This is a genomic window from Flavobacterium sp. LB2P53 (genome assembly GCF_003970305.1).
In the GTDB taxonomy this organism is placed as follows: Bacteria; Bacteroidota; Bacteroidia; order Flavobacteriales; family Flavobacteriaceae; genus Flavobacterium.
Map to the genome: position 1 here is coordinate 169,552 of NZ_RYDG01000001.1, position 19,416 is coordinate 188,967.

Annotated in this window: 16 protein-coding genes; 2 read left to right on the forward strand and 14 right to left on the reverse strand. The window is 36.9% G+C overall.

The window, feature by feature from the left end; translation table 11 throughout:
* Positions 1-58: 58 nt before the first annotated feature.
* From EKL95_RS00765 to recR, 7 genes are all read right to left on the reverse strand, one after another.
* Positions 59-1,315, reverse strand: coding sequence for a polysaccharide ABC transporter ATP-binding protein (locus EKL95_RS00765; RefSeq protein WP_126563335.1), 1,257 nt, complete (start codon positions 1,313-1,315; stop codon positions 59-61).
* Positions 1,316-1,614: 299 nt separating this feature from the next.
* Positions 1,615-2,076 (reverse strand): UpxY family transcription antiterminator, encoded by a 462-nt coding sequence (locus EKL95_RS00770; RefSeq protein WP_126458948.1) that lies wholly within the window; start codon positions 2,074-2,076, stop codon positions 1,615-1,617.
* A gap of 243 nt (positions 2,077-2,319) precedes the next feature.
* On the reverse strand, positions 2,320-3,711 hold the full coding sequence (locus EKL95_RS00775) for a nucleotide sugar dehydrogenase (RefSeq protein ID WP_126458943.1): 1,392 nt from the start codon (positions 3,709-3,711) through the stop codon (positions 2,320-2,322).
* 121 nt (positions 3,712-3,832) lie between these two features.
* On the reverse strand, positions 3,833-4,816 hold the full coding sequence (locus EKL95_RS00780) for an SDR family oxidoreductase (protein ID WP_126458940.1): 984 nt from the start codon (positions 4,814-4,816) through the stop codon (positions 3,833-3,835).
* A gap of 228 nt (positions 4,817-5,044) precedes the next feature.
* Positions 5,045-7,501, reverse strand: coding sequence for a polysaccharide biosynthesis tyrosine autokinase (locus EKL95_RS00785; RefSeq protein ID WP_126563336.1), 2,457 nt, complete (start codon positions 7,499-7,501; stop codon positions 5,045-5,047).
* Positions 7,502-7,516: 15 nt separating this feature from the next.
* Positions 7,517-8,308 (reverse strand): polysaccharide biosynthesis/export family protein, encoded by a 792-nt coding sequence (locus EKL95_RS00790; protein ID WP_126563337.1) that lies wholly within the window; start codon positions 8,306-8,308, stop codon positions 7,517-7,519.
* A 72-nt stretch (positions 8,309-8,380) separates the two neighbouring features.
* Positions 8,381-9,001 carry a recombination mediator RecR gene (gene recR / locus EKL95_RS00795; RefSeq protein WP_126451855.1) on the reverse strand — a complete coding sequence of 207 codons (621 nt, stop codon included), beginning with the start codon at positions 8,999-9,001 and terminating at the stop codon, positions 8,381-8,383.
* A 577-nt stretch (positions 9,002-9,578) separates the two neighbouring features.
* Between recR and EKL95_RS00800 the strand changes: the two genes are divergently transcribed.
* Positions 9,579-11,087, forward strand: coding sequence for a sodium:solute symporter (locus EKL95_RS00800; protein ID WP_126563338.1), 1,509 nt, complete (start codon positions 9,579-9,581; stop codon positions 11,085-11,087).
* Positions 11,088-11,186: 99 nt separating this feature from the next.
* Here EKL95_RS00800 and EKL95_RS00805 read toward each other — a convergent pair whose 3' ends face one another.
* Positions 11,187-11,555, reverse strand: a complete 369-nt coding sequence (locus EKL95_RS00805) for a CoA-binding protein (protein ID WP_126458928.1) — start codon at positions 11,553-11,555, stop codon at positions 11,187-11,189.
* 142 nt (positions 11,556-11,697) lie between these two features.
* Between EKL95_RS00805 and EKL95_RS00810 the strand changes: the two genes are divergently transcribed.
* Complete coding sequence (locus EKL95_RS00810; protein ID WP_126451852.1) at positions 11,698-12,327, forward strand: MarC family NAAT transporter; 630 nt, start codon at positions 11,698-11,700, stop codon at positions 12,325-12,327.
* A gap of 45 nt (positions 12,328-12,372) precedes the next feature.
* Here the strand turns inward: EKL95_RS00810 and ctlX are convergent, their stop codons facing one another.
* The 6 genes from ctlX to rplQ all read right to left on the reverse strand — a co-directional run bounded on the left by ctlX (position 12,373) and on the right by rplQ (position 19,390).
* On the reverse strand, positions 12,373-13,308 hold the full coding sequence (gene ctlX / locus EKL95_RS00815; protein ID WP_126458924.1) for a citrulline utilization hydrolase CtlX: 936 nt from the start codon (positions 13,306-13,308) through the stop codon (positions 12,373-12,375).
* Positions 13,309-13,383: 75 nt separating this feature from the next.
* Positions 13,384-14,298 carry a dimethylarginine dimethylaminohydrolase family protein gene (locus EKL95_RS00820; protein WP_126563339.1) on the reverse strand — a complete coding sequence of 305 codons (915 nt, stop codon included), beginning with the start codon at positions 14,296-14,298 and terminating at the stop codon, positions 13,384-13,386.
* Between the two features lie 61 nt (positions 14,299-14,359).
* On the reverse strand, positions 14,360-15,643 hold the full coding sequence (locus EKL95_RS00825) for a citrate synthase (RefSeq protein ID WP_126458918.1): 1,284 nt from the start codon (positions 15,641-15,643) through the stop codon (positions 14,360-14,362).
* Positions 15,644-15,797: 154 nt separating this feature from the next.
* A complete protein-coding gene (gene eno / locus EKL95_RS00830; protein WP_126458915.1) occupies positions 15,798-17,090 on the reverse strand; it encodes a phosphopyruvate hydratase in 1,293 nt (430 codons plus the stop codon).
* Positions 17,091-17,468: 378 nt separating this feature from the next.
* Complete coding sequence (gene carA / locus EKL95_RS00835; protein ID WP_126458912.1) at positions 17,469-18,569, reverse strand: glutamine-hydrolyzing carbamoyl-phosphate synthase small subunit; 1,101 nt, start codon at positions 18,567-18,569, stop codon at positions 17,469-17,471.
* Positions 18,570-18,898: 329 nt separating this feature from the next.
* Positions 18,899-19,390 (reverse strand): 50S ribosomal protein L17, encoded by a 492-nt coding sequence (gene rplQ / locus EKL95_RS00840; protein ID WP_126458909.1) that lies wholly within the window; start codon positions 19,388-19,390, stop codon positions 18,899-18,901.
* Between the last annotated feature and the right edge of the window lie 26 nt (positions 19,391-19,416).

A 19,416-nucleotide genomic window follows, 5' to 3' on the forward strand; every position in this document is an offset into this window, starting at 1 on the left:
TAATATTACTAAATGTTTATTACAAAAAATACAATTACAATTTATAAAAATTTTTCATCTAAAAAATAGCATCCCATTTCCCTTTTCCAAATACTTGTCCGTAATTGTATAATCCATGAATGCTCAAACTAGATTTTTCATCTAAAATCTCAAACAGACAAACTTCATTTACTTCATCAATTCTTAATTGTTGAGGGACATGTATAAACGCATTTAAAAAATACTCGCCTCTTACCAAAAATTCTGCTTCAATAGTTAATCGTATTTTTTCAGATTTAATCAGATTGGTTTCATATGAACATACTCTTTGACCATTCTTGCTGACAATTGTACAAAACATTTTGTAACGATTATTATCTTTTATTTTGAATTTTGAATTCAATTTAAAATCAATTACAATATTTTGATCATAATAAAAACGGCTTTCTAAGTTTCCTCCCTCATTATTGATATTTATTTCATCTATTACAATTTCGCTAAAGTCTTTCGAAATATCTCTTTTATAAAAAGATTCAAAATTTGAAGAAACATTATGATATAAATCAACACTCTCCTCAATCCCCCCATCAAACACTACCTTCCCATTCTCTAACACAATTCCCCTTGTACACAAACTCCGCACCGCCGCCATATTATGACTCACAAACAAAACCGTTCTACCTCCTTTTCTGGAAATATCCTGCATCTTGCCAATCGCTTTCTTTTGGAACTCGGCATCTCCCACGGCCAAAACCTCATCTACAATCAAAATTTCAGGCTCCAGAAATGCGGCTACTGCAAAAGCCAGTCGAACATACATTCCGCTGCTATAGCGTTTTACGGGGGTATCAATGTAGCGTTCGCAACCGGAGAAATCAATAATGGCATCAATCTTGGAGGTTATTTCTTTTTTGGTCATCCCTAAAATAGCCCCATTGAGATAAATGTTTTCTCTGCCGGTCATTTCGCCATTAAATCCGGTTCCTACTTCGAGCAAGGAAGCCACACGGCCTCCAAACTTAATGCTTCCTGTTGTAGGCGCTGTAACGCGGGATAATATTTTGAGCAAAGTAGACTTTCCTGCGCCATTCTTGCCAATAATCCCAAGAATCTCACCGCGTTCTACTTCAAAATTAATATCCTGCAATGCCCAGACATAATCACTCGTACCTTTGGTACTGCGGTCATTGGTGTCGCCAATTTTGAGATACGGATTTTCTTTGCCACGCACTTGATGCCACCAGCGGTTCAAATCATGCGCCATAGTACCCGTTCCTACCTGGCCCAGTCGGTATTGCTTGGAGATGTTTTCGGCTTTTAATATAATGTCTTTCATTTTTTGGAATCTTTTTTTTAAATGGGCCTTTTAATGAGCATTAGGTTGTACTATAAACGAACTTCACTACTCACTAATTGCCACAATTAATTACTATAAAGATTCGTCAGTTCGAGTGGAGCAGCAATTTGCGATAGAAAATTGCGGCGAAGTATCGAGAACCCTTGTGTTATGAAGGCTTCTCGATACAATTTAGAATAGTAAAGCATTCGCATTACTCTTCTAAATTACTCGAAGTGACGGTTGAAACAGCTTATTCTTTTCTCTATTTTCTTCTCCTCACTTCGCACACTAAAAACTCATCGTTTCATTTTCAACACACATCCTAAAGATTCCAAAACCAGCACATAATGGGTATTGGTCATTTCCTGAACTGTGGCTTTTTGGTCGGCAAAAGGTCCCGATTCTAATTGTATCGTTTCCCCAATTTGATATGAGGCCACAGTGAGATCAACACAATCCGAAGTGTTGAGCCATTTCTTGATGACTTCAATTTCTTCATCACGCACAATTGCTGGTTTTCCTAACCAATACAAATAGCGGACTGCACCAACGGATTGAAACACCAAATTCCGTTTCGAATCTTCTAATTGTACAAAAACATAGGAATTAAAAAGAGGTACTTCCACTTTTTTCTTGCGGTCAGACCATTGTCGCATTTGGGTTACCAAAGGACAGTAGCATTCCACACCTATCTTTTGTAATTGTTCTGCCACTTTTTTTTCCCATTTGGGTTTTGTATACACTACATACCAATTCATCTTTTATCTTGTATTGCCATAAAATTAATTCTCCCTATCCGAATTCAGAATACACTTTTTGAATTATTTATTTAAAAACGGTTCTCAATACACGACACTTCGAGTGCGAAGCGTAGCGAGACGTTTTGTTCTATTTCATTACTTGAAAACTACTAGCAACCCGCTGAGCACAATCAGCTTTTAAATGTTTAACCGTTTAATCGTTTAACCATCTAACCTTTAATTTTTTAACCGCTTAACCCCTCACGAACCTATCGCCTGATACACAAAACCAATCGCTTTTAATTCCGGGCCGTTCAGCAAATTTCTACCATCAAAAATAAAAGCAGGTTTTTGCATCGAATCATATATTTTTTGCCAGTCGTAGTGGATAAATTCATCCCACTCTGTCAGTATCGCAATAGCGTGTGCCTGCTGACAGGCTTCGTACGGGTCCAAAAAGGAACGCACACTGTTCGCATTCGCCTCTGCATTTCTGGTTTCCAAATAATTTAAATCCCCCAAGATCTTCTTGTTAGAAACTTTAGGATCATACACCGCAATTTTTGCGTGTTCATTGATCAAATCATCAGCTACATAAATTGCTGCTGATTCTCTGGTATCATTCGTATCTTTCTTGAATGCCCAACCCAAAAAAGTAATTTTCTTATCGGAAACCGTATTGTAAAGCGTTTGAACAATAGAATTGGAGAAACGTCTTTTTTGATGGTCATTCATGATAATAACTTGCTCCCAATAATCTGCAACGGCATTCAAACCATAGGATTTTGCAATGTACACTAAATTTAAAATGTCCTTTTGAAAGCAAGAACCTCCAAAACCAACGGAGGCTTTTAGAAATTTAGATCCAATTCTGCTGTCCATTCCAATCGCTTTAGCGACTTCATTGACATCGGCTCCCGTTTTCTCACACAGTTCTGACATGGCATTGATGGAAGAAATACGTTGTGCCAAAAAAGCATTGGCGGTAAGCTTAGACAATTCAGAAGACCAAACATTAGTGGTCAATATTTTAGCGGCAGGCACCCAATTCGAATAGACATCGACTAAGGCCTGAATCGCTTTTTTACCTTCCTCCGAAGGATCGCCTCCAATAAGAATCCGATCCGGATGCAACAAATCAGTAACAGCTGTTCCCTCTGCTAAAAACTCAGGATTTGACAGGATTTGAAACTGTACTCCATTCCCGGTATTATCAAGTATACTCTTAATTGCTTCTGCAGTTCGCACCGGTAGTGTCGATTTCTCCACTACTATTTTATTATCTTTGGCTACACGTGCAATTTGTCTGGCACAAAGCTCTATGTATTTTAAATCAGCCGCCATACCTTTTCCCTTACCATACGTTTTAGTGGGGGTATTCACGGAGATAAATATAATCTGGGCTTCGTCTATGGCTTTATCAACATTCGTAGAAAAAAACAAATTCCTTCCCCGAGCCTCGGCAACAATAACGTCCAATCCGGGTTCATATATAGGAATATTGGCCGTGTCGGTATCATTCCAAGCCGCAATGCGCTCTTCGTTCAAATCGACTACTGTAACTTGTATCTCCGGACATTTTTGAGCAATAACCGCCATCGTCGGACCACCAACATACCCAGCTCCAATGCAACAAATTTTTGTGATTTTCATCTATATATTTTTTTATTTTTTTTAATCCCAGTACAGACGCGATTTATCGCATCTCTACATTTCGCAATGCATCAAATCCGCAATGTAGATCCGATTTATCGCGTCTCTACGGTATACGGTATTACGATAAATTATCCCAATACCAGTGCACCGCCTCTTTCAATCCTTCTTGCATACCAAATTTTGGATTGTATCCCAGTAGGGCTTTTGCTTTATCAATACTAGCCAGGGAATGTGGAATATCACCCGCTCTGTTAGGACCATACACTACAGTAACGTTTGCAATTTCAGAATCGTATTTTGTTAAAAAATCTTTCAAATAGCCCACTAAATCATTCAACGTATTCCTATCGCCACACGCCGTGTTATACACCGTATTGATCGCTTCTGGATTTTGAGTTAACATCGCCAACTCATTCATTTGAATAACATTGTCAATATAAGTAAAATCGCGGGAATAATTCCCGTCACCATTTATTTTTGGGCTTTCGTGTTGCATGAATTGCATCACAAATTTCGGGATAACGGCTGCATAAGCGCCATTGGGATCTTGCTTCCGTCCAAAAACATTGAAATAACGCAGTCCTATGGTCTCTAAACCATAGGTTGTGCTAAAAATTTCGGCATACAATTCATTTACATATTTTGTTATTGCATACGGAGAAAGCGGCTTCCCAATAGTATTTTCTACTTTGGGCAACGCTTCTGAATCGCCGTAGGTAGAGGAACTTGCCGCATACACAAATCGCTTCACTTTTTCGTCTCTTGCTGCCACCAGCATGTTCAAAAATCCGGATACATTCACGTCATTCGTGGTCACCGGATCATTGATAGAACGGGGAACAGATCCCAAAGCCGCCTGGTGCAGCACATAATCTGCGCCTTTGACTGCTTTTTGACACTCTTCCGGATTCCGAATATCGCCTTCTATCAAACGAAAATCAGGATGGTTTATGCAGTCTTTTAAATTATGCAGGTGCCCGGTGGCAAAATTATCCAGGCAAACCACCTTATAGCCTTTAGACAAAAAATGGGCACACAGATTAGAGCCTATAAATCCCGCTCCTCCAGTGATTAACACTGTTTTTTTTATATCTTCTTTCATTTGATTTTTCTGTATTAAAAAAAATAAACCACTATAAACTAAAAGTTCATAGTTTTTGTTGGCAGACTTAAAGTCTACACGGTGGTATCCCTTATTTATTTGCCACGAATTTCACAAATTATCACGAATTAATTTGTGAAAATTTGTGAAATTCGTGGTAAAAGTTTTTGAATCTAAAAAGTAAATGCCCTAAAATGCATCTTTTTAACTATATCTGTAATCAATAAATTACTTTCTGGGTCTATTAAGTATTTTCTGAGCCACTCTTTCATACATACTTTTGGGTTTGTCTTCTTCGTAATAGTCATTAGTATAGGTACCATATCCGTAGCCATACCCATACCCCGTTCCGTATTTAGCTTTATTCTCCAGACCATTCAAAATTATACTGGCATTATTTAATTCCCCTCGTTTTATACGATTATTCAACAAGGTAATCATGTCTTTTTTAGTGAAATTCTGCCTCACAATATAAAGGGTAACATCACAATATTGTGCTAATTCTAGTGCATCTGACACTAACCCTACCGGAGGTGTATCTAATATTATATAATCGTATTTTTTCTTTAATTCTTCAATCAGCTCTCCCATTCCGTCACTCATGATCATCTCCGATGGATTGGGAGGAACCGGTCCGGAGAGAATCACATCCAGAAAAGGAATGTGGGTGTGATTTATAATTTCGTCAACCGTTTTTTGCTTGATCAGGTAATTTACAATCCCGGCTTCATTAGATAAATTAAATTCAGTAGCCAGTTTTGGTTTTCTTAAATCAAGGCCAATAACAACTGTTTTTTTCTCGCTCAGGGCAAATACGGTAGCGATATTTATGGAACAAAATGTTTTTCCTTCACCACTAACGGAGGAGGTTATCATCAGTGTTTTGGCACCATCTACATTTTGTTGTTTGTACAAAAACTGGAGCGAGGACCGAATAGCTCTAAAAGATTCCGACAACGATGATTTAGGCCTGTCAAACACTGCTAAATTTGTATTTTCTTTATTGACACCGACTACGCCTATCAAAGGAATTTTTGTCAACTTACTGATGTCCTCCGTATTTTGAATCGAATTATTGACAAAAAAAATGCCAAATACAAAAATCAACGGAACAAGTATTCCCAGAAATAAGGCCAATATATAATTGACGGATGTTTTAGGGCCTATTAATCCGCCGCCAATATCCTTTGCGGGATCTATAAACTGAACATCCGATAGATTCGCTGCTTTGACAATATCTGCTTCACTTCTTTTTTGAAGAAAGGTGCTGTAAATATTATCACTCAAATCATATTTTCTTTTGATTTTAACGAGCTCTTGCTGGTCTTCCGGGAGTTGTTTTATGGTACTTTCGGTTTCATTAATTTTACTGCTCACCATCGCTAAATCATATTGCAGCGAAGCTTTTGCAGTAGCTATATTTTCTAACAGTACATTTTTGACCGCCTCCATTTGATTGTCAAAATCCTTAAATATCTTCTCGCTTTTTACGGCATAGGCCATTTCGGATCTTTGGGTAGACAAGGCGATCAATTTTGAAACATTAACTACAATATTAGGATCTTCTATTCCCGCTACAGATGGCGCTGGAAGTTTTGCATAGTTGGTGCTGTTTTTCAAATAAGCCTTTAACGAATTGTAATAGGACAGTTTACGGGTCACTTCATCTTTGGCTACATCAAATTCCAGAATCTTATCCGAGAATTTAGCACCACCCGCTTCAATATCATAAATGTTTTTATCTTTTCTAAATGTTTTTAGCTCATTCCCGGTTTCTTTGAGCTGGGATTCCATGGCAATCAGTGTACTGTCTATAAAAGCAATCGTATTGGTAGCAAACTGGTTTTTACTATCTAACTGTCTTTTGATCAGCATTTCAACAGTCGAATTCAAATATTCGACTATTCTGGCTTTATTAGTACCCTGCATTCCCAGGGTAATTATAGAACCGCCTTTATCATCTGAGCGCAAACTGATCCCTTTATATCCAGCTACTGTTTCGTCAAAATCATTAAACCGCACAAAATATTCATTTCCTTTGTAAAAACCGGGATTGTCTTTTATTTGTAATTTCCAATTCAAAAAGGGTAATGAAACAGACTCTCCTACTTTGTATCTTTTTACAAAATCACCAATTTCGACTGCTGTATTGCCATAGGAATTATTGGAGTACGTGACGACCGAGACGTTTTGATTCCCAAATGGAATTCTGATTTCATATTCATTTTCGCTTAGAAACGTAATTCCAATTAAATTTCCTGCTAACTGCCCTTTCGATTTATCAATATTTACATAGAATGGAACTGCTCCGTAGGCATCTACCATATTGTATTCGCCCTGAACTAAGTAATCAATATAATACTGCAGTTTATCTACCACTAACTCATTGTGTGATCTGGATTGCAGTGTTGTAGAGATGGATTGAACCTGATCAGATGTACCGCCCCAATTAAAAACCAAACTGGTATTAGAAGTAAAAAGAGGGTTACTTTCCTCCTTTATGGCAATGAGGGTCTCCATGCCATATATTTTTTCTTTACGGATGTTGACCTGATAGGCAATAGTAAAAGTGATTATTAAACTAAGTAAAAACCACTTCCAATAACTTCCGATTTTCATTAAAAATCCCTTAAAATCAAAACTGACTTGATTTTCAAAAATCGAAAAATCTTTTATATCTAACATTTTCTGAATGCTGTTTTAATTTCTTAATAGTAGAAAGGTCGTTGTGGCCAAAGACAGCAACGTAATAATAGTTCCTAAGGATTCAATTCCTGTTTTCCCGGTTCCCCAGGTTTTTTGCTTGAGCGGTTTGATATAAACATAATCATTAGGTTGTAAGTAATAATAAGGCGATTGCATCACATTGATGTCCGTCAAGTCCAGATCATGCATTTGAACTCCTGTTGGTGTTTTTCGCATGATGGTAACTGCTTTTCGGTCTCCTGTTATAGAGATATCTCCGGCATTTGCTATGGCTTCCATTATATTTACCTGCTCTTGAAATAATGTTTTTGTTCCCGTACTGCCAATTTCCCCGTTGATCGTATATCTAAACCCCGATAATTTTACGGTTACAAAAATATTAGCTTCGGCATTAAAATACTCCGCTAACAATTGTTTTTCGATTCTCACTCTGATTTCATCCAGCGTATAACCAATAACATTTAATTCTCCTAAGACCGGAACCCTTATGTTTCCATGATCGTCTACTGTAAATCCATCAAAATACAATGCGGATTCTGATTTTCCTACAGAACCGACTTCGCTTATAGGACTAAAAATAGCAACTAATTTAGGGTCTATCGCTTTTATAGTAATACTCAACACATCATTTGTTTGCAACCGATAAGGCTTAGATCCTACCACAGCAATAGTAGATTCTTGTGCTGAGGTATCCTTTTTCTGAAGATAAATTAAATCTTTAGTAGGGATGCAGGAAAAAAGCAACACACTTATAACTAACAACAAACAGAGTACCGACTTGCTCATTTACAATATTTTTAAGCGACAAATATAACTTTTCATTTACGATTTAAAAAGCAACATTATTCATTAAACAAATTAATTATTTTTAAAAGTCTTTTCAAAAGGAACTCTTTGCAAAATACTCCTGCCCAGGGTAACTTCATCTGCATATTCCAGCTCATCACCTACTGAAATTCCTCTGGCGATTGTTGATATAATAATCCCGCAATCCCCAATTTGTTTGTAAATATAAAAATTGGTAGTATCTCCCTCCATTGTGGAGCTTAACGCAAATATAATCTCATTGACACTACCGGATTTTACTTTTTCAACTACAGTATTGATGTTCAACTGACTGGGGCCCACGCCGTCAATAGGTGAAATTTTACCGCCCAAAACATGATAAATTCCTCTGAATTGTCCTGTATTCTCGATCGCCATAACATCACGGATATCCTCCACAATACAAACAATTTGATGATTTCTGTTTTTGTTGGCACAAATTTCACACAACGCACTGTCCGATATATTATGGCAACTCGCACAATACTTTATATCCTCCCGCATTGCCACCAAGGCTTGCGCTAGAAATCCTGTTTGCTCTTTGGGCTGTTTTAATAAATGCAACACCAGTCGCAGTGCAGTTCGCTTACCAATTCCTGGCAACTGAGACATTTCATTGACTGCCCTTTCTATTAATTTTGAAGAAAATTCCATAACTGCAAATGTAGCAATTTGTTTATTTGTTTAATCGGTTATTTCTTGAATCGATTGTATACTTTAGTTATTCGATTTTAGTCCGCCGTTTTTTCTACTATTGGGTGCAATGTCATTAAGGCTGCGCTGTTTCTGCCCTCACTTCGAGTACTTTTGAATAGTAATGCGAAAGCGTTACTGATTAAAATTGTGTCGAGAAGCTATCAAAACGTTAGGATTCTTGATGCCCGGTAGAAATTTTTCCTGTCACAAATTTTTCTCAACTCGAACTGATGAAAAAAACTTAATGCCATTTTTATCGAGTGCAGTAGATAGGCAACAAGGGTTCTCGGCTACACCCAAACTGACAAATAGAGTCGCTTGCAAAAGCCATTATATAAAAAAGAATCCTTTTTCAACAGAAGTGCTTTGGACGTAAAGCAATACTTTTAGTAGGCGATATTAAAATAAAATCGTTTATAATGTTGCATACAAACCAATTAAGCAGTAGCTATTCGTGATGTGCCAAAGGGAATCCGGATCCAGAAATGACTCATTAAACAAAAAATCGTATTTTGCTGCCTGTAAACTCAAAAAAATGACACCATTCACCATTCTATCGTTAATTGTAATCTACTTCGGGATTTTATTTTTGATTTCCCATTTTGTAAGTAGAAAAGACAGTGGCAATGAGGCTTTTTTCAAAGCCAATAAAAACTCAAAATGGTATTTAGTGGCTTTCGGGATGATTGGGACTGCGCTTTCCGGGGTAACTTTTATTTCGGTGCCGGGAGAAGTGGGTGCGCCAAACGGAGAACAATTCAAGTATTTTCAATTTGTTCTGGGAAATGCCATTGGCTTTATAGTTATTGCAAAAGTGCTGTTGCCTCTGTACTACCGGATGAATCTGACTTCGATTTACGGCTATATCGAGCAGCGATTGGGGTTGTATTCCTATAAAACTGCCGCAACAATTTTCCTGATCAGCCGAACAATAGGCTCTGCGTTTCGATTGTATCTTGTGGTGATCGTTTTACAGCGCTATGTTTTTGACTTTTACAACATTCCCTTTGCCTTTACCGTGCTGATTTCGCTGGCTTTAATTTTTGCATATACCTATCGTGGCGGACTCAAAACCATTATCATTACGGATACCTTACAAACTTTTTTCTTAGTGACCTCTGTTTTCATGACTATTTTCTTTATTTGCAGAAGCTTGAATTTAAATGCTTTAGAAGCTTTTGAAACCGTAAAAAACAGTAACTATTCGAAAGTATTTTTCTTTGAGGATTTCGTGTCGAGTAAGTTCCATTTTGTCAAACAAATTCTGGGAGGGATTTTTGTAACCATTGCCATGGTAGGTCTGGATCAGGATTTAATGCAAAAAAACCTGAGTTGTGCCACCATTGGTGAAGCTCAAAAAAACATGTTCACATTTACCGGAATATTTGTACTTATCAATATATTTTTCCTGAGCGTAGGTGCGCTACTGTATGTTTATGCCGCTAAAAACGGGGTTGAAATCCCCACCGATTTAAACACCGGAAAGCCCAGAACCGATTTGCTTTTCCCGGAAATTGCTTTTAATCACCTGGCTCTGATACCTTCAGTTATATTCTTATTGGGATTGACGGCCGCAACTTTTGCTACGACTGACTCTGCATTAACAGCGCTTACGACTTCGTTTTGTGTGGATTTTTTAGGAATGGACAAAGCGGAGAACCTGAACAAACCTAATGTAGTCCGAGACAGACATCTGGTTCATGTTGCGTTTTCCTTTTTGATGTTTCTGGTCATTATTTTCTTTAATTCCATAAATGACAGTTCCGTAGTAGGAATGATTTTCAGGGTGGCCTCCTACACGTATGGACCACTTTTAGGATTGTATTGTTTCGGGCTGTTTGCACAGTCAAAAACGGTCAAAGACAAACTGGTCCCGATAATTTGTTTGTTGTCTCCTGCACTCACATACCTTATCAGCGAACATTCAAAAACATTGTTTTTTGGATACGTCTTTGACAATGAGCTGATCATTGTAAACGGGCTTATTACTTTTCTTGGATTGTGGTTAATTAGCAAAAAAGCGGCTTCAGAAACACGATTTTAGTTTTAGCCCAGATGGCAGCGGCATCCTTTTCTTGTCCCGTTTTAAAAACGGGACAAGAAAAGATATAGCGAACAGCTGGAGGTAGCTCCAAAAAAAATATTAATACTGGTTAGTAGTCAATAATACTAAGGTACAGGCTATTTCTACTTTGATATCATTCAGCTTCAGCAATTGGTACAATTCTGGATTTTCAGTTCCCGGATTAAAAATAACACGTTTAGGTTTAGCCTCGACGATATAATTGTAATAATCGCGCTGACGTGCAGGGTTCAAATAAAGGGTAACGGTATCTATATTTTTTATGGGAATGGCTTTGGTCTGGATTTTCACACCGGCCACTTCACCAGCATTTTGTCCTAAAGCAAGCACCGAATGTCCTTTGTCTACCAACATAGTGATCGCTTTGAAGGCGTATTTCTCTGGTTTAGTAGTTGCTCCCAGAACTAGTGTTTTTTTATTCTTTGTCATTTTCTATAAGTATATGCAGCAAAAGTAATCAAAAAGGTTTGTCCGTTTCGGAATTTTCAAGTTTAGTTATCAATGCAATAAAAACATTTCCCTAACATTAAAAAGTAAAAAAAGAGTATTTTTACACCCTTAAATATAAAATATGGATCTTTTTATTTATCTGTTTGTCGCACTTTTCTCCGTGTTGAACCCTATTGGTACTGTTCCTATTTTTGTAGGACTTACACAACATGACACAAAAAAAGAACGTTCCAGGATTTCATTGTGGACAGCGATAAATGTGTTTATCATCTTAATTGTCTCTTTTTTTATTGGGCAATATATGCTGATTTTTTTTGGCATTAGCATCGATGCGCTTCGAATTGCCGGAGGACTTATCATAGTAAACTCGGGATTTTCATTGCTCTCGGGACAATTTAACAAAAAGAGGGGGATCACCAAAAAAGCAGAAAACGATGCTCAAAAAAGAAATGACATCGCTCTGACTCCACTAGCTATCCCTATGCTAGCCGGACCTGGATCTATTTCGCTGCTGATTGCTTTTTATCAGGAACACAATACAACTAGCGAAATTATCATTTCATCCTTTGCCATTCTTGCTATCGCAGTTGCTATTTTCATCATCTTGAAAAGTGCTCATTATTTAGCAAAAATACTTGGAGAATCCGGAATTGTAGCGATCTCCAGAATCATTGGTTTTATTGTAATTGCTATAGGAATCCAATATATTGTAAGTGCGATTATCAATATTATTAAAGGCAATTTGATCTAAGATTAAATTCAGGCAAAACGCAGTGTATTTGCCTGAATTGTACAATTATTTTCTTGGCAAAAAGATCTCAGCCATCATACATCTGGCACTGCCACCCCCACATGCTTCAATAGTATCCAGGCTCGAACTCAAAATTTCAGCATGTCGCTCCAGTTGTTCAATTTGTTTTGAAGTCAAACTCTGATGTGCAGCAGCACTCATCACTAAATATCGTTTGTCCTTTGCCCCACGAATTTCAAGCATGTTTCCTGCAAAAGTATTCATTTGGGCTTCCGTAATTAAAATGATTTCTTTCCCGTTTTCTTTTAGGCTATCCAGGACCATTTTACGTTCTTTTTTATCATCAATACACTCCGAACAAATCACAGCAAAAGTGTCCCCCAGACACATCATCACATTGGTATGGTAGATCAATTTTCGTTCCGAACCGACGGTTTGAAATGCTTCAAAAATAACTGGAGCATAGTCAAAATCCTCACAGAATTCGATAAACAACTCTTCATCAGCCCTTGGTGACAAAGCGCAATATGCTTTAGCATTAGTTCTATCCAAAAGCAAACTTCCTGTTCCTTCCAAATAGAATCCATCTTCCTCTGCCGATGTATAATCAACAATATTATGAATCACAAATCCTTTGTCTTCCAGAACATCTAAAATATCTTCGCGGCGCTCGTGACGGCGATTTTCAGCAAACATAGGATATAAAGCCACATCTCCATTCTCGTGAAAAGAAATCCAGTTGTTTGGAAAAACACTATCTGGTGTATCTGGATTCAGGGTATCATCAACAACCGTAACATCAACCCCGACTGCTGTTAGTTTTTCGACAAAAGCATCAAATTCTTGTTGTGCTTTAGCGTTTACCGTTGCAGGCAAAAGACCGTCTACTACTTTTTGGTAATAATTATTTACTGCCGTTTGTTCGTTCATTCTAAACGCTACTGGGCGAATCATCAATATCGAATTTGTTGTTTGTTTCATGGGTTTTTGTGTTTTATTTTTGTGGTAGAGACGCACTGCAGTGCGTCTCTACCACAATACGTTTTTAAAATTGAATTAATCTCGAATCAAAGGCAAGGTCGAACAGCGCAATAGCCCTTCTTGTTTTGCAATTTCGGCATAAGGAATTTCTTCTACCAGAAAACCGTTTGCTCGCAACCAATTGTTCAGTCGGGTGAAATTTCTTTCGGAAACCACAACAGTGGTATCGATAGAAAAAATATTAGAATTCATGTGATACATTTCGTCTCTAGTGACGTGAAATAAATTTTCTTTCCCAAAAAGATTAACCAGAAATAAATAATCGGCTTCTTCTCGAAATCCATTTTTGTATATAATCCCTTTATTAATTCCAACAGGCTGAAAACAACAGTCTAAATGCAAGGCATTATCCCTTGCTTCAATTTTAGACTTTACTAGGTCAAATCCCTTTACAATTTTAGTAGGAAACAGGTCTTTGATGTACTGAACACCCTGAAGATTCGTCCGTGCTGTAATATAATCCTGGTAATCACTTCCTTTATATGTACCAACGAAGATATAGTCATTCCACAACATCACATCCCCTCCTTCTATGTGTACTTCTTCTGGGGGGCGCACTACTTTTTGAGGATCAATTTGGTCTATTACGTACTGAATCGCGTCTAATTCCCGCTCGCGATCCGGCAATATATTCGATTTTACAAAAACATCTCCAATTACAAAGCCAATATCTCTGGTAAATATTTGATTGTAATTTTCAATCATTTCAGGACGAAACACCGTTACATCATATTTTTCAAAAACCCGATTGAAGGCTTCCATTTCTCGAACCATATCTGTCTCGATCGGATAAGTCCCTGCCAATATATGCTCTAACGATTTTGGATCATAGGCCTCTTCTCGTTTTGGCGTTGGCCCGTTATGTACTGCAGAACCCAAAACAACTGCCCTTAGTCTTGAAGTTTCATTATTTACATTTAATTCTAACATGTATCTTTAACTTTTAGCAAATATAAAAAAAGCTTCACAAATTTGTGAAGCTTTTTATCTTTTATCTTTTATCAGAGGTCTTGAATTCTCGCAAAGGATGTCCTGTGTAAATTTGTCTTGGTCTTCCGATAGGCTCTTTATTTTCTCGCATTTCTTTCCATTGTGCAATCCAACCCGGCAAACGCCCTATGGCAAACATAACCGTAAACATATCGGTAGGAATTCCTAGCGCTCTGTAAATAATTCCAGAGTAGAAGTCTACATTAGGATATAAATTTCTTGATTTGAAATACTCATCTTCCAAAGCCGCTGCTTCTAACTTTTTAGCAATAGCAAGAATTGGGTCTTCAACTCCTAAAGTTGCTAAAACTTCATTTGCTGCTTTTTTGATGATTTTTGCTCTTGGATCAAAGTTTTTATAGACTCTATGTCCAAAACCCATCAATCTAAAAGGATCATTTTTATCTTTGGCTTTAGCCATATATTTATCTGCATCACCGCCATTTCTATGGATTTCTTCCAGCATTTCAAGAACTGCCTGATTGGCACCTCCGTGCAAAGGACCCCAAAGAGCTGAAACTCCGGCAGATATTGATGCAAACAATCCCGCATGTGAGGAACCCACCATTCTAACGGTAGAAGTGGAACAGTTTTGCTCATGATCGCCATGAAGTATAAACAACTTGTCTAATGCATCTACTACCACAGGGTTTGGCGTATACGGCTCTGTAGGCAATTCAAACATCAAATGCATGAAATTCTCCACATACCCTTTAGTGTTATCATAATAATTCAAAGGATAACCCATACTTTTTCTGTAGGTCCAAGTGGCAATAACCAGGAATTTCCCCATGGTTTTACAAACTGCTTCATACATTTCTTTTTCATTCTCTACATTAACCGATTTAGGGTTGAACGCAGTCAATGCACTCGTCAAAGCAGCTAAAACACCCATTGGATGGGCTGTTTTTGGAAAACCATCAATGATGTTTTTCATTTCTTCATTGACCAGCGTGTATTTTCTGATATCCGTTTCAAATTGCGCCAACTGTTTAGTAGTAGGCAATTCTCCAAAAATTAAAAGATAAGACACTTCAAGAAAATCAGCTTTTTCTGCTAAATCTTCAATAGCGTATCCTCTGTAGCGAAGAATTCCTAATTCTCCGTCCAGAAAAGTAATATCACTCTTACAAGAACCTGAATTTTTATAGCCCGGATCAAGAGTAATTATACCGGATAAATCACGTAATTTGTTAATATCGATGGCAACTTCATTTTCGCTACCTACTACTATAGGCAGTTCAATTTTTTTTCCGTCGATTTCTAATGTTGCTGTTTTTGACATAATATATTTGAAAATAAACTTTTAAAATAATAATTTATCAAATCTAGGGAATTAAACACTAATTAAAAAGAGAATAATACAATGAAAATGTTAAATATTACCAAAAAAAAGCCATTCACACGAAGTGAATGGCTAAAAAAGATAGTATTAGAACTTATTTTATTTTAAAAGCGTTTTTTCCCGGAAAATAAGCGGTATCGCCTAATTCTTCTTCAATTCGCAATAATTGATTGTATTTAGCCATACGGTCTGAACGAGAAGCAGAACCGGTCTTGATTTGTCCACAATTCAATGCTACTGCTAGATCTGCAATAGTATTGTCCTCCGTCTCTCCGGAACGGTGCGACATTACCGAGGTAAAGCCTGCGTTTTTAGCCATATTGACCGCTGCAATAGTTTCAGTCAAAGTACCTATTTGGTTTACTTTAACCAAAATTGAATTTGCAATTCCTTTTTCGATTCCTGTTGACAATCGTTCCACATTAGTAACAAATAAATCATCCCCTACTAATTGTACTTTATTACCAATTTTATCCGTCAGGTATTTCCAACCATCCCAGTCATTTTCATCCATTCCGTCTTCGATAGAGATAATAGGGTAATTAGCTGCTAATTCAGCTAAATAATCAGCTTGCTCCTCTGAAGTTCTAATTTTACCCGTTTCGCCTTCAAATTTCGTATAATCGTATTTTCCGTTTACAAAAAATTCAGAAGCCGCACAGTCTAAAGCCACCATGATTTCGTCTCCAAAAGTATAACCAGCAGCCTCAACTGCTTTTTTGATCGTGTCCAATGCATCCTCTGTACCACCGGCAAGGTTTGGTGCAAAACCACCTTCATCACCTACAGCGGTACTTAAACCTCTATCATGTAATACTTTTTTAAGGCTATGAAAAATCTCAGTCCCCATTTGCATTGCATGCGTAAAAGAAGTTGCTTTAACTGGTATGATCATGAATTCCTGAAACGAAATTGGCGCATCAGAATGTGAACCTCCATTGATGATATTCATCATAGGAACGGGCAATGTATTCGCAGAAACGCCGCCTACATATCGATACAAAGGCAATCCTAATTCATTTGCTGCCGCTTTGGCAACAGCCAAAGACACACCCAAAATTGCATTTGCTCCCAAGTTTGATTTATTAGGCGTGCCATCTAAATCAATCATCATTTGATCAATAACATTTTGTTCAAAAACGGAAACTCCAAGAAGTTCTTCCGAAATAAGGGTATTCACATTTTTCACCGCATTCAAAACTCCTTTACCAAGAAAAGCTTTTCCTCCGTCACGTAACTCCACTGCTTCATGTTTACCGGTAGAAGCTCCAGATGGAACTGCTGCTCTTCCTAAAACACCATTGTCTGTAATTACATCTACTTCAATTGTAGGATTTCCTCTTGAATCAAAAATTTGTCTTGCGTGAATTTTGATAATTATACTCATATTTTCTAATTTTTATTTAGTAATACAAATATATTCTATCTTTTGTAATGACATTATGAAAATAATGAATGTTATTAACGAAAACGTTATAATTATTTTAGAAATAACACTTTTCTACTTTATTAAAATTTTATTTTGCAGTATCAAATTAATTTTACTTTTTTCATTATATATTCGTGAAATTATATTCACTTTTGAAAGTGCTTTTTTTCTTTAAAATTTACAGTCAAGATGCGTATTGCATCGAGACAGCGCAAAATAGGACTAAAATATCATAGATAGTAGTATAAAAATTATTTTTCGCATAAAAAAAGGCCTGACTTTATGATTAAAGTCAAACCCTTCTGTTTTAAAATTTTGACAATTAAATAACTGTCTTTATCCTTTAATATTTTCAATAAACTGATCAAATAAATACGACGAATCATGGGGCCCAGGACTTGCTTCAGGGTGGTATTGAACAGAAAAACAATTTTTGTTTTTCATGCGCATCCCTGCAACAGTTCCATCATTAAGATGAAGATGCGTAATTTCAAGATTTGGATGATTGTCCAATTCCTCTTTATTAACCGCAAAACCATGATTTTGAGAAGTTATTTCCCCTTTTCCAGTGATGATATTTTTTACAGGATGATTTATTCCTCTGTGCCCATTAAACATTTTATAAGTAGAAATTCCATTAGCAAGACCAATTATTTGGTGTCCAAGACAGATTCCAAATAAAGGTTTATCATTGTCAAGAATTTCTTTAGCCACTTGAATCGCACCCGAAAGAGGCTCAGGATCCCCAGGACCATTAGATAAGAAGTATCCATCTGGATTAAATGCAGCTAAATCCTGATACGAAGAATCAAAAGGAAATACTTTGATATAACAATCTCTTTTAGCCAGATTACGAAGGATATTCATTTTTATTCCTAAATCAAGTGCTGCGATTTTATACGTTGCCTTCTCCTCACCAAAAAAATAAGGTTCCGTAGTAGAAACTTTAGATGCTAATTCTAAACCCTTCATATCAGGGACTTTTGATAAAGCAATTTTTAGTTCTTCTACAGAGGTATCATCTGTACAAATTACAGCATTCATAGCACCGTTCTCCCGAATATAACTAACCAGGGCACGCGTATCTACATCAGATATACAGATCAAGTTTTGTTTAATAAAATAATCTTCTAGACTCCCTGAAGCATCGGAACGAGAATAATTAAAGCTAAAATTTTTACAAACCAACCCGGCAATTTTGACACTACCTGATTCTATTTCTGAATCGTTTACTCCATAATTTCCAATATGAGCGTTCGTGGCAACCATTAATTGTCCAAAATAAGAAGGGTCAGTGAATATTTCCTGATAACCTGTCATTCCGGTGTTAAAACAAACTTCCCCAAAGGTAGTTCCGCTGATTCCAATAGATTTACCATGGAATATGGTTCCGTCACTCAATAAAAGAATGGCACTTTGTCTTGTTGTATATTTCATTCGTTGCTATCTAATGTTATTTTTAATAGTCTCATGGAACTCGCAAAGCGGGTTTCATATATAGTTAAATATTGTGCAAATTTAATTGTTTAAAGCAATGGATGCAAGTTTTTGAAATTTATTGTATAATAAAAATTCTACCCTAGAGCCCTGATGACCTTGGAGCGTCTGGAGGCATCTTTTTGATTTTTTTTTAAAAGCAAAAGATACAGTGAACAGCAAGACAATTCACTATTAAATAATACGTTTTTTGTTCCGAAAAAATCAAAAAAAAAGGATAAACTATAAATAGCTTATCCTTAATTTTTATTGAATGATTATTTTCATAATTACTCAGCAGCTGTCTCTGCAGTTGGTTCACTTTCAGCAGCTGGAGCTTCAGTAGCCTCATCTGCTTTTTTAGCTTTCCCACCACGACGGCTTTTTGCTTTTTTAACTTCTTTTTTACCACCATTGTAAAGTTCATTGAAATCTACTAACTCGATCATTGCCATATCAGCATTATCTCCTAAACGATTCCCAACTTTAATGATACGCGTGTATCCACCTGGACGGTCTCCTACTTTAGCAGCTACGTCTCTGAACAAGTCAGTTACCGCATATTTGCTACGTAAGTAAGCAAAAACGATACGACGATTGTGAGTCGTATCTTGTTTTGATTTTGTTATTAAAGGCTCAACGAATTGTTTAAGCGCTTTTGCTTTAGCAACAGTAGTGTTAATACGTTTGTGCTCTATAAGAGAACAAGCCATATTAGCTAACATAGATTTTCTATGTGCAGTCTGTCTGCTTAAGTGATTGAATTTTTTTCCGTGTCTCATGACGTGTTTTTTTATACTTTCATCTT

Bases quoted from the DNA above. Each gene is read 5' to 3' on its own strand.
- EKL95_RS00770 (WP_126458948.1), bottom strand. From the start codon at position 2,076: ATGAATTGGTATGTAGTGTATACAAAACCCAAATGGGAAAAAAAAGTG.
- EKL95_RS00765 (WP_126563335.1), bottom strand. From the start codon at position 1,315: ATGAAAGACATTATATTAAAAGCCGAAAACATCTCCAAGCAATACCGA.
- EKL95_RS00775 (WP_126458943.1), bottom strand. From the start codon at position 3,711: ATGAAAATCACAAAAATTTGTTGCATTGGAGCTGGGTATGTTGGTGGT.
- rplQ (WP_126458909.1), bottom strand. From the start codon at position 19,390: ATGAGACACGGAAAAAAATTCAATCACTTAAGCAGACAGACTGCACAT.
- EKL95_RS00800 (WP_126563338.1), top strand. From the start codon at position 9,579: ATGACACCATTCACCATTCTATCGTTAATTGTAATCTACTTCGGGATT.
- recR (WP_126451855.1), bottom strand. From the start codon at position 9,001: ATGGAATTTTCTTCAAAATTAATAGAAAGGGCAGTCAATGAAATGTCT.
- EKL95_RS00820 (WP_126563339.1), bottom strand. From the start codon at position 14,298: ATGTTAGAATTAAATGTAAATAATGAAACTTCAAGACTAAGGGCAGTT.
- ctlX (WP_126458924.1), bottom strand. From the start codon at position 13,308: ATGAAACAAACAACAAATTCGATATTGATGATTCGCCCAGTAGCGTTT.
- EKL95_RS00825 (WP_126458918.1), bottom strand. From the start codon at position 15,643: ATGTCAAAAACAGCAACATTAGAAATCGACGGAAAAAAAATTGAACTG.
- EKL95_RS00790 (WP_126563337.1), bottom strand. From the start codon at position 8,308: ATGAGCAAGTCGGTACTCTGTTTGTTGTTAGTTATAAGTGTGTTGCTT.
- EKL95_RS00805 (WP_126458928.1), bottom strand. From the start codon at position 11,555: ATGACAAAGAATAAAAAAACACTAGTTCTGGGAGCAACTACTAAACCA.
- carA (WP_126458912.1), bottom strand. From the start codon at position 18,569: ATGAAATATACAACAAGACAAAGTGCCATTCTTTTATTGAGTGACGGA.
- EKL95_RS00785 (WP_126563336.1), bottom strand. From the start codon at position 7,501: ATGTTAGATATAAAAGATTTTTCGATTTTTGAAAATCAAGTCAGTTTT.
- EKL95_RS00810 (WP_126451852.1), top strand. From the start codon at position 11,698: ATGGATCTTTTTATTTATCTGTTTGTCGCACTTTTCTCCGTGTTGAAC.
- EKL95_RS00780 (WP_126458940.1), bottom strand. From the start codon at position 4,816: ATGAAAGAAGATATAAAAAAAACAGTGTTAATCACTGGAGGAGCGGGA.
- eno (WP_126458915.1), bottom strand. From the start codon at position 17,090: ATGAGTATAATTATCAAAATTCACGCAAGACAAATTTTTGATTCAAGA.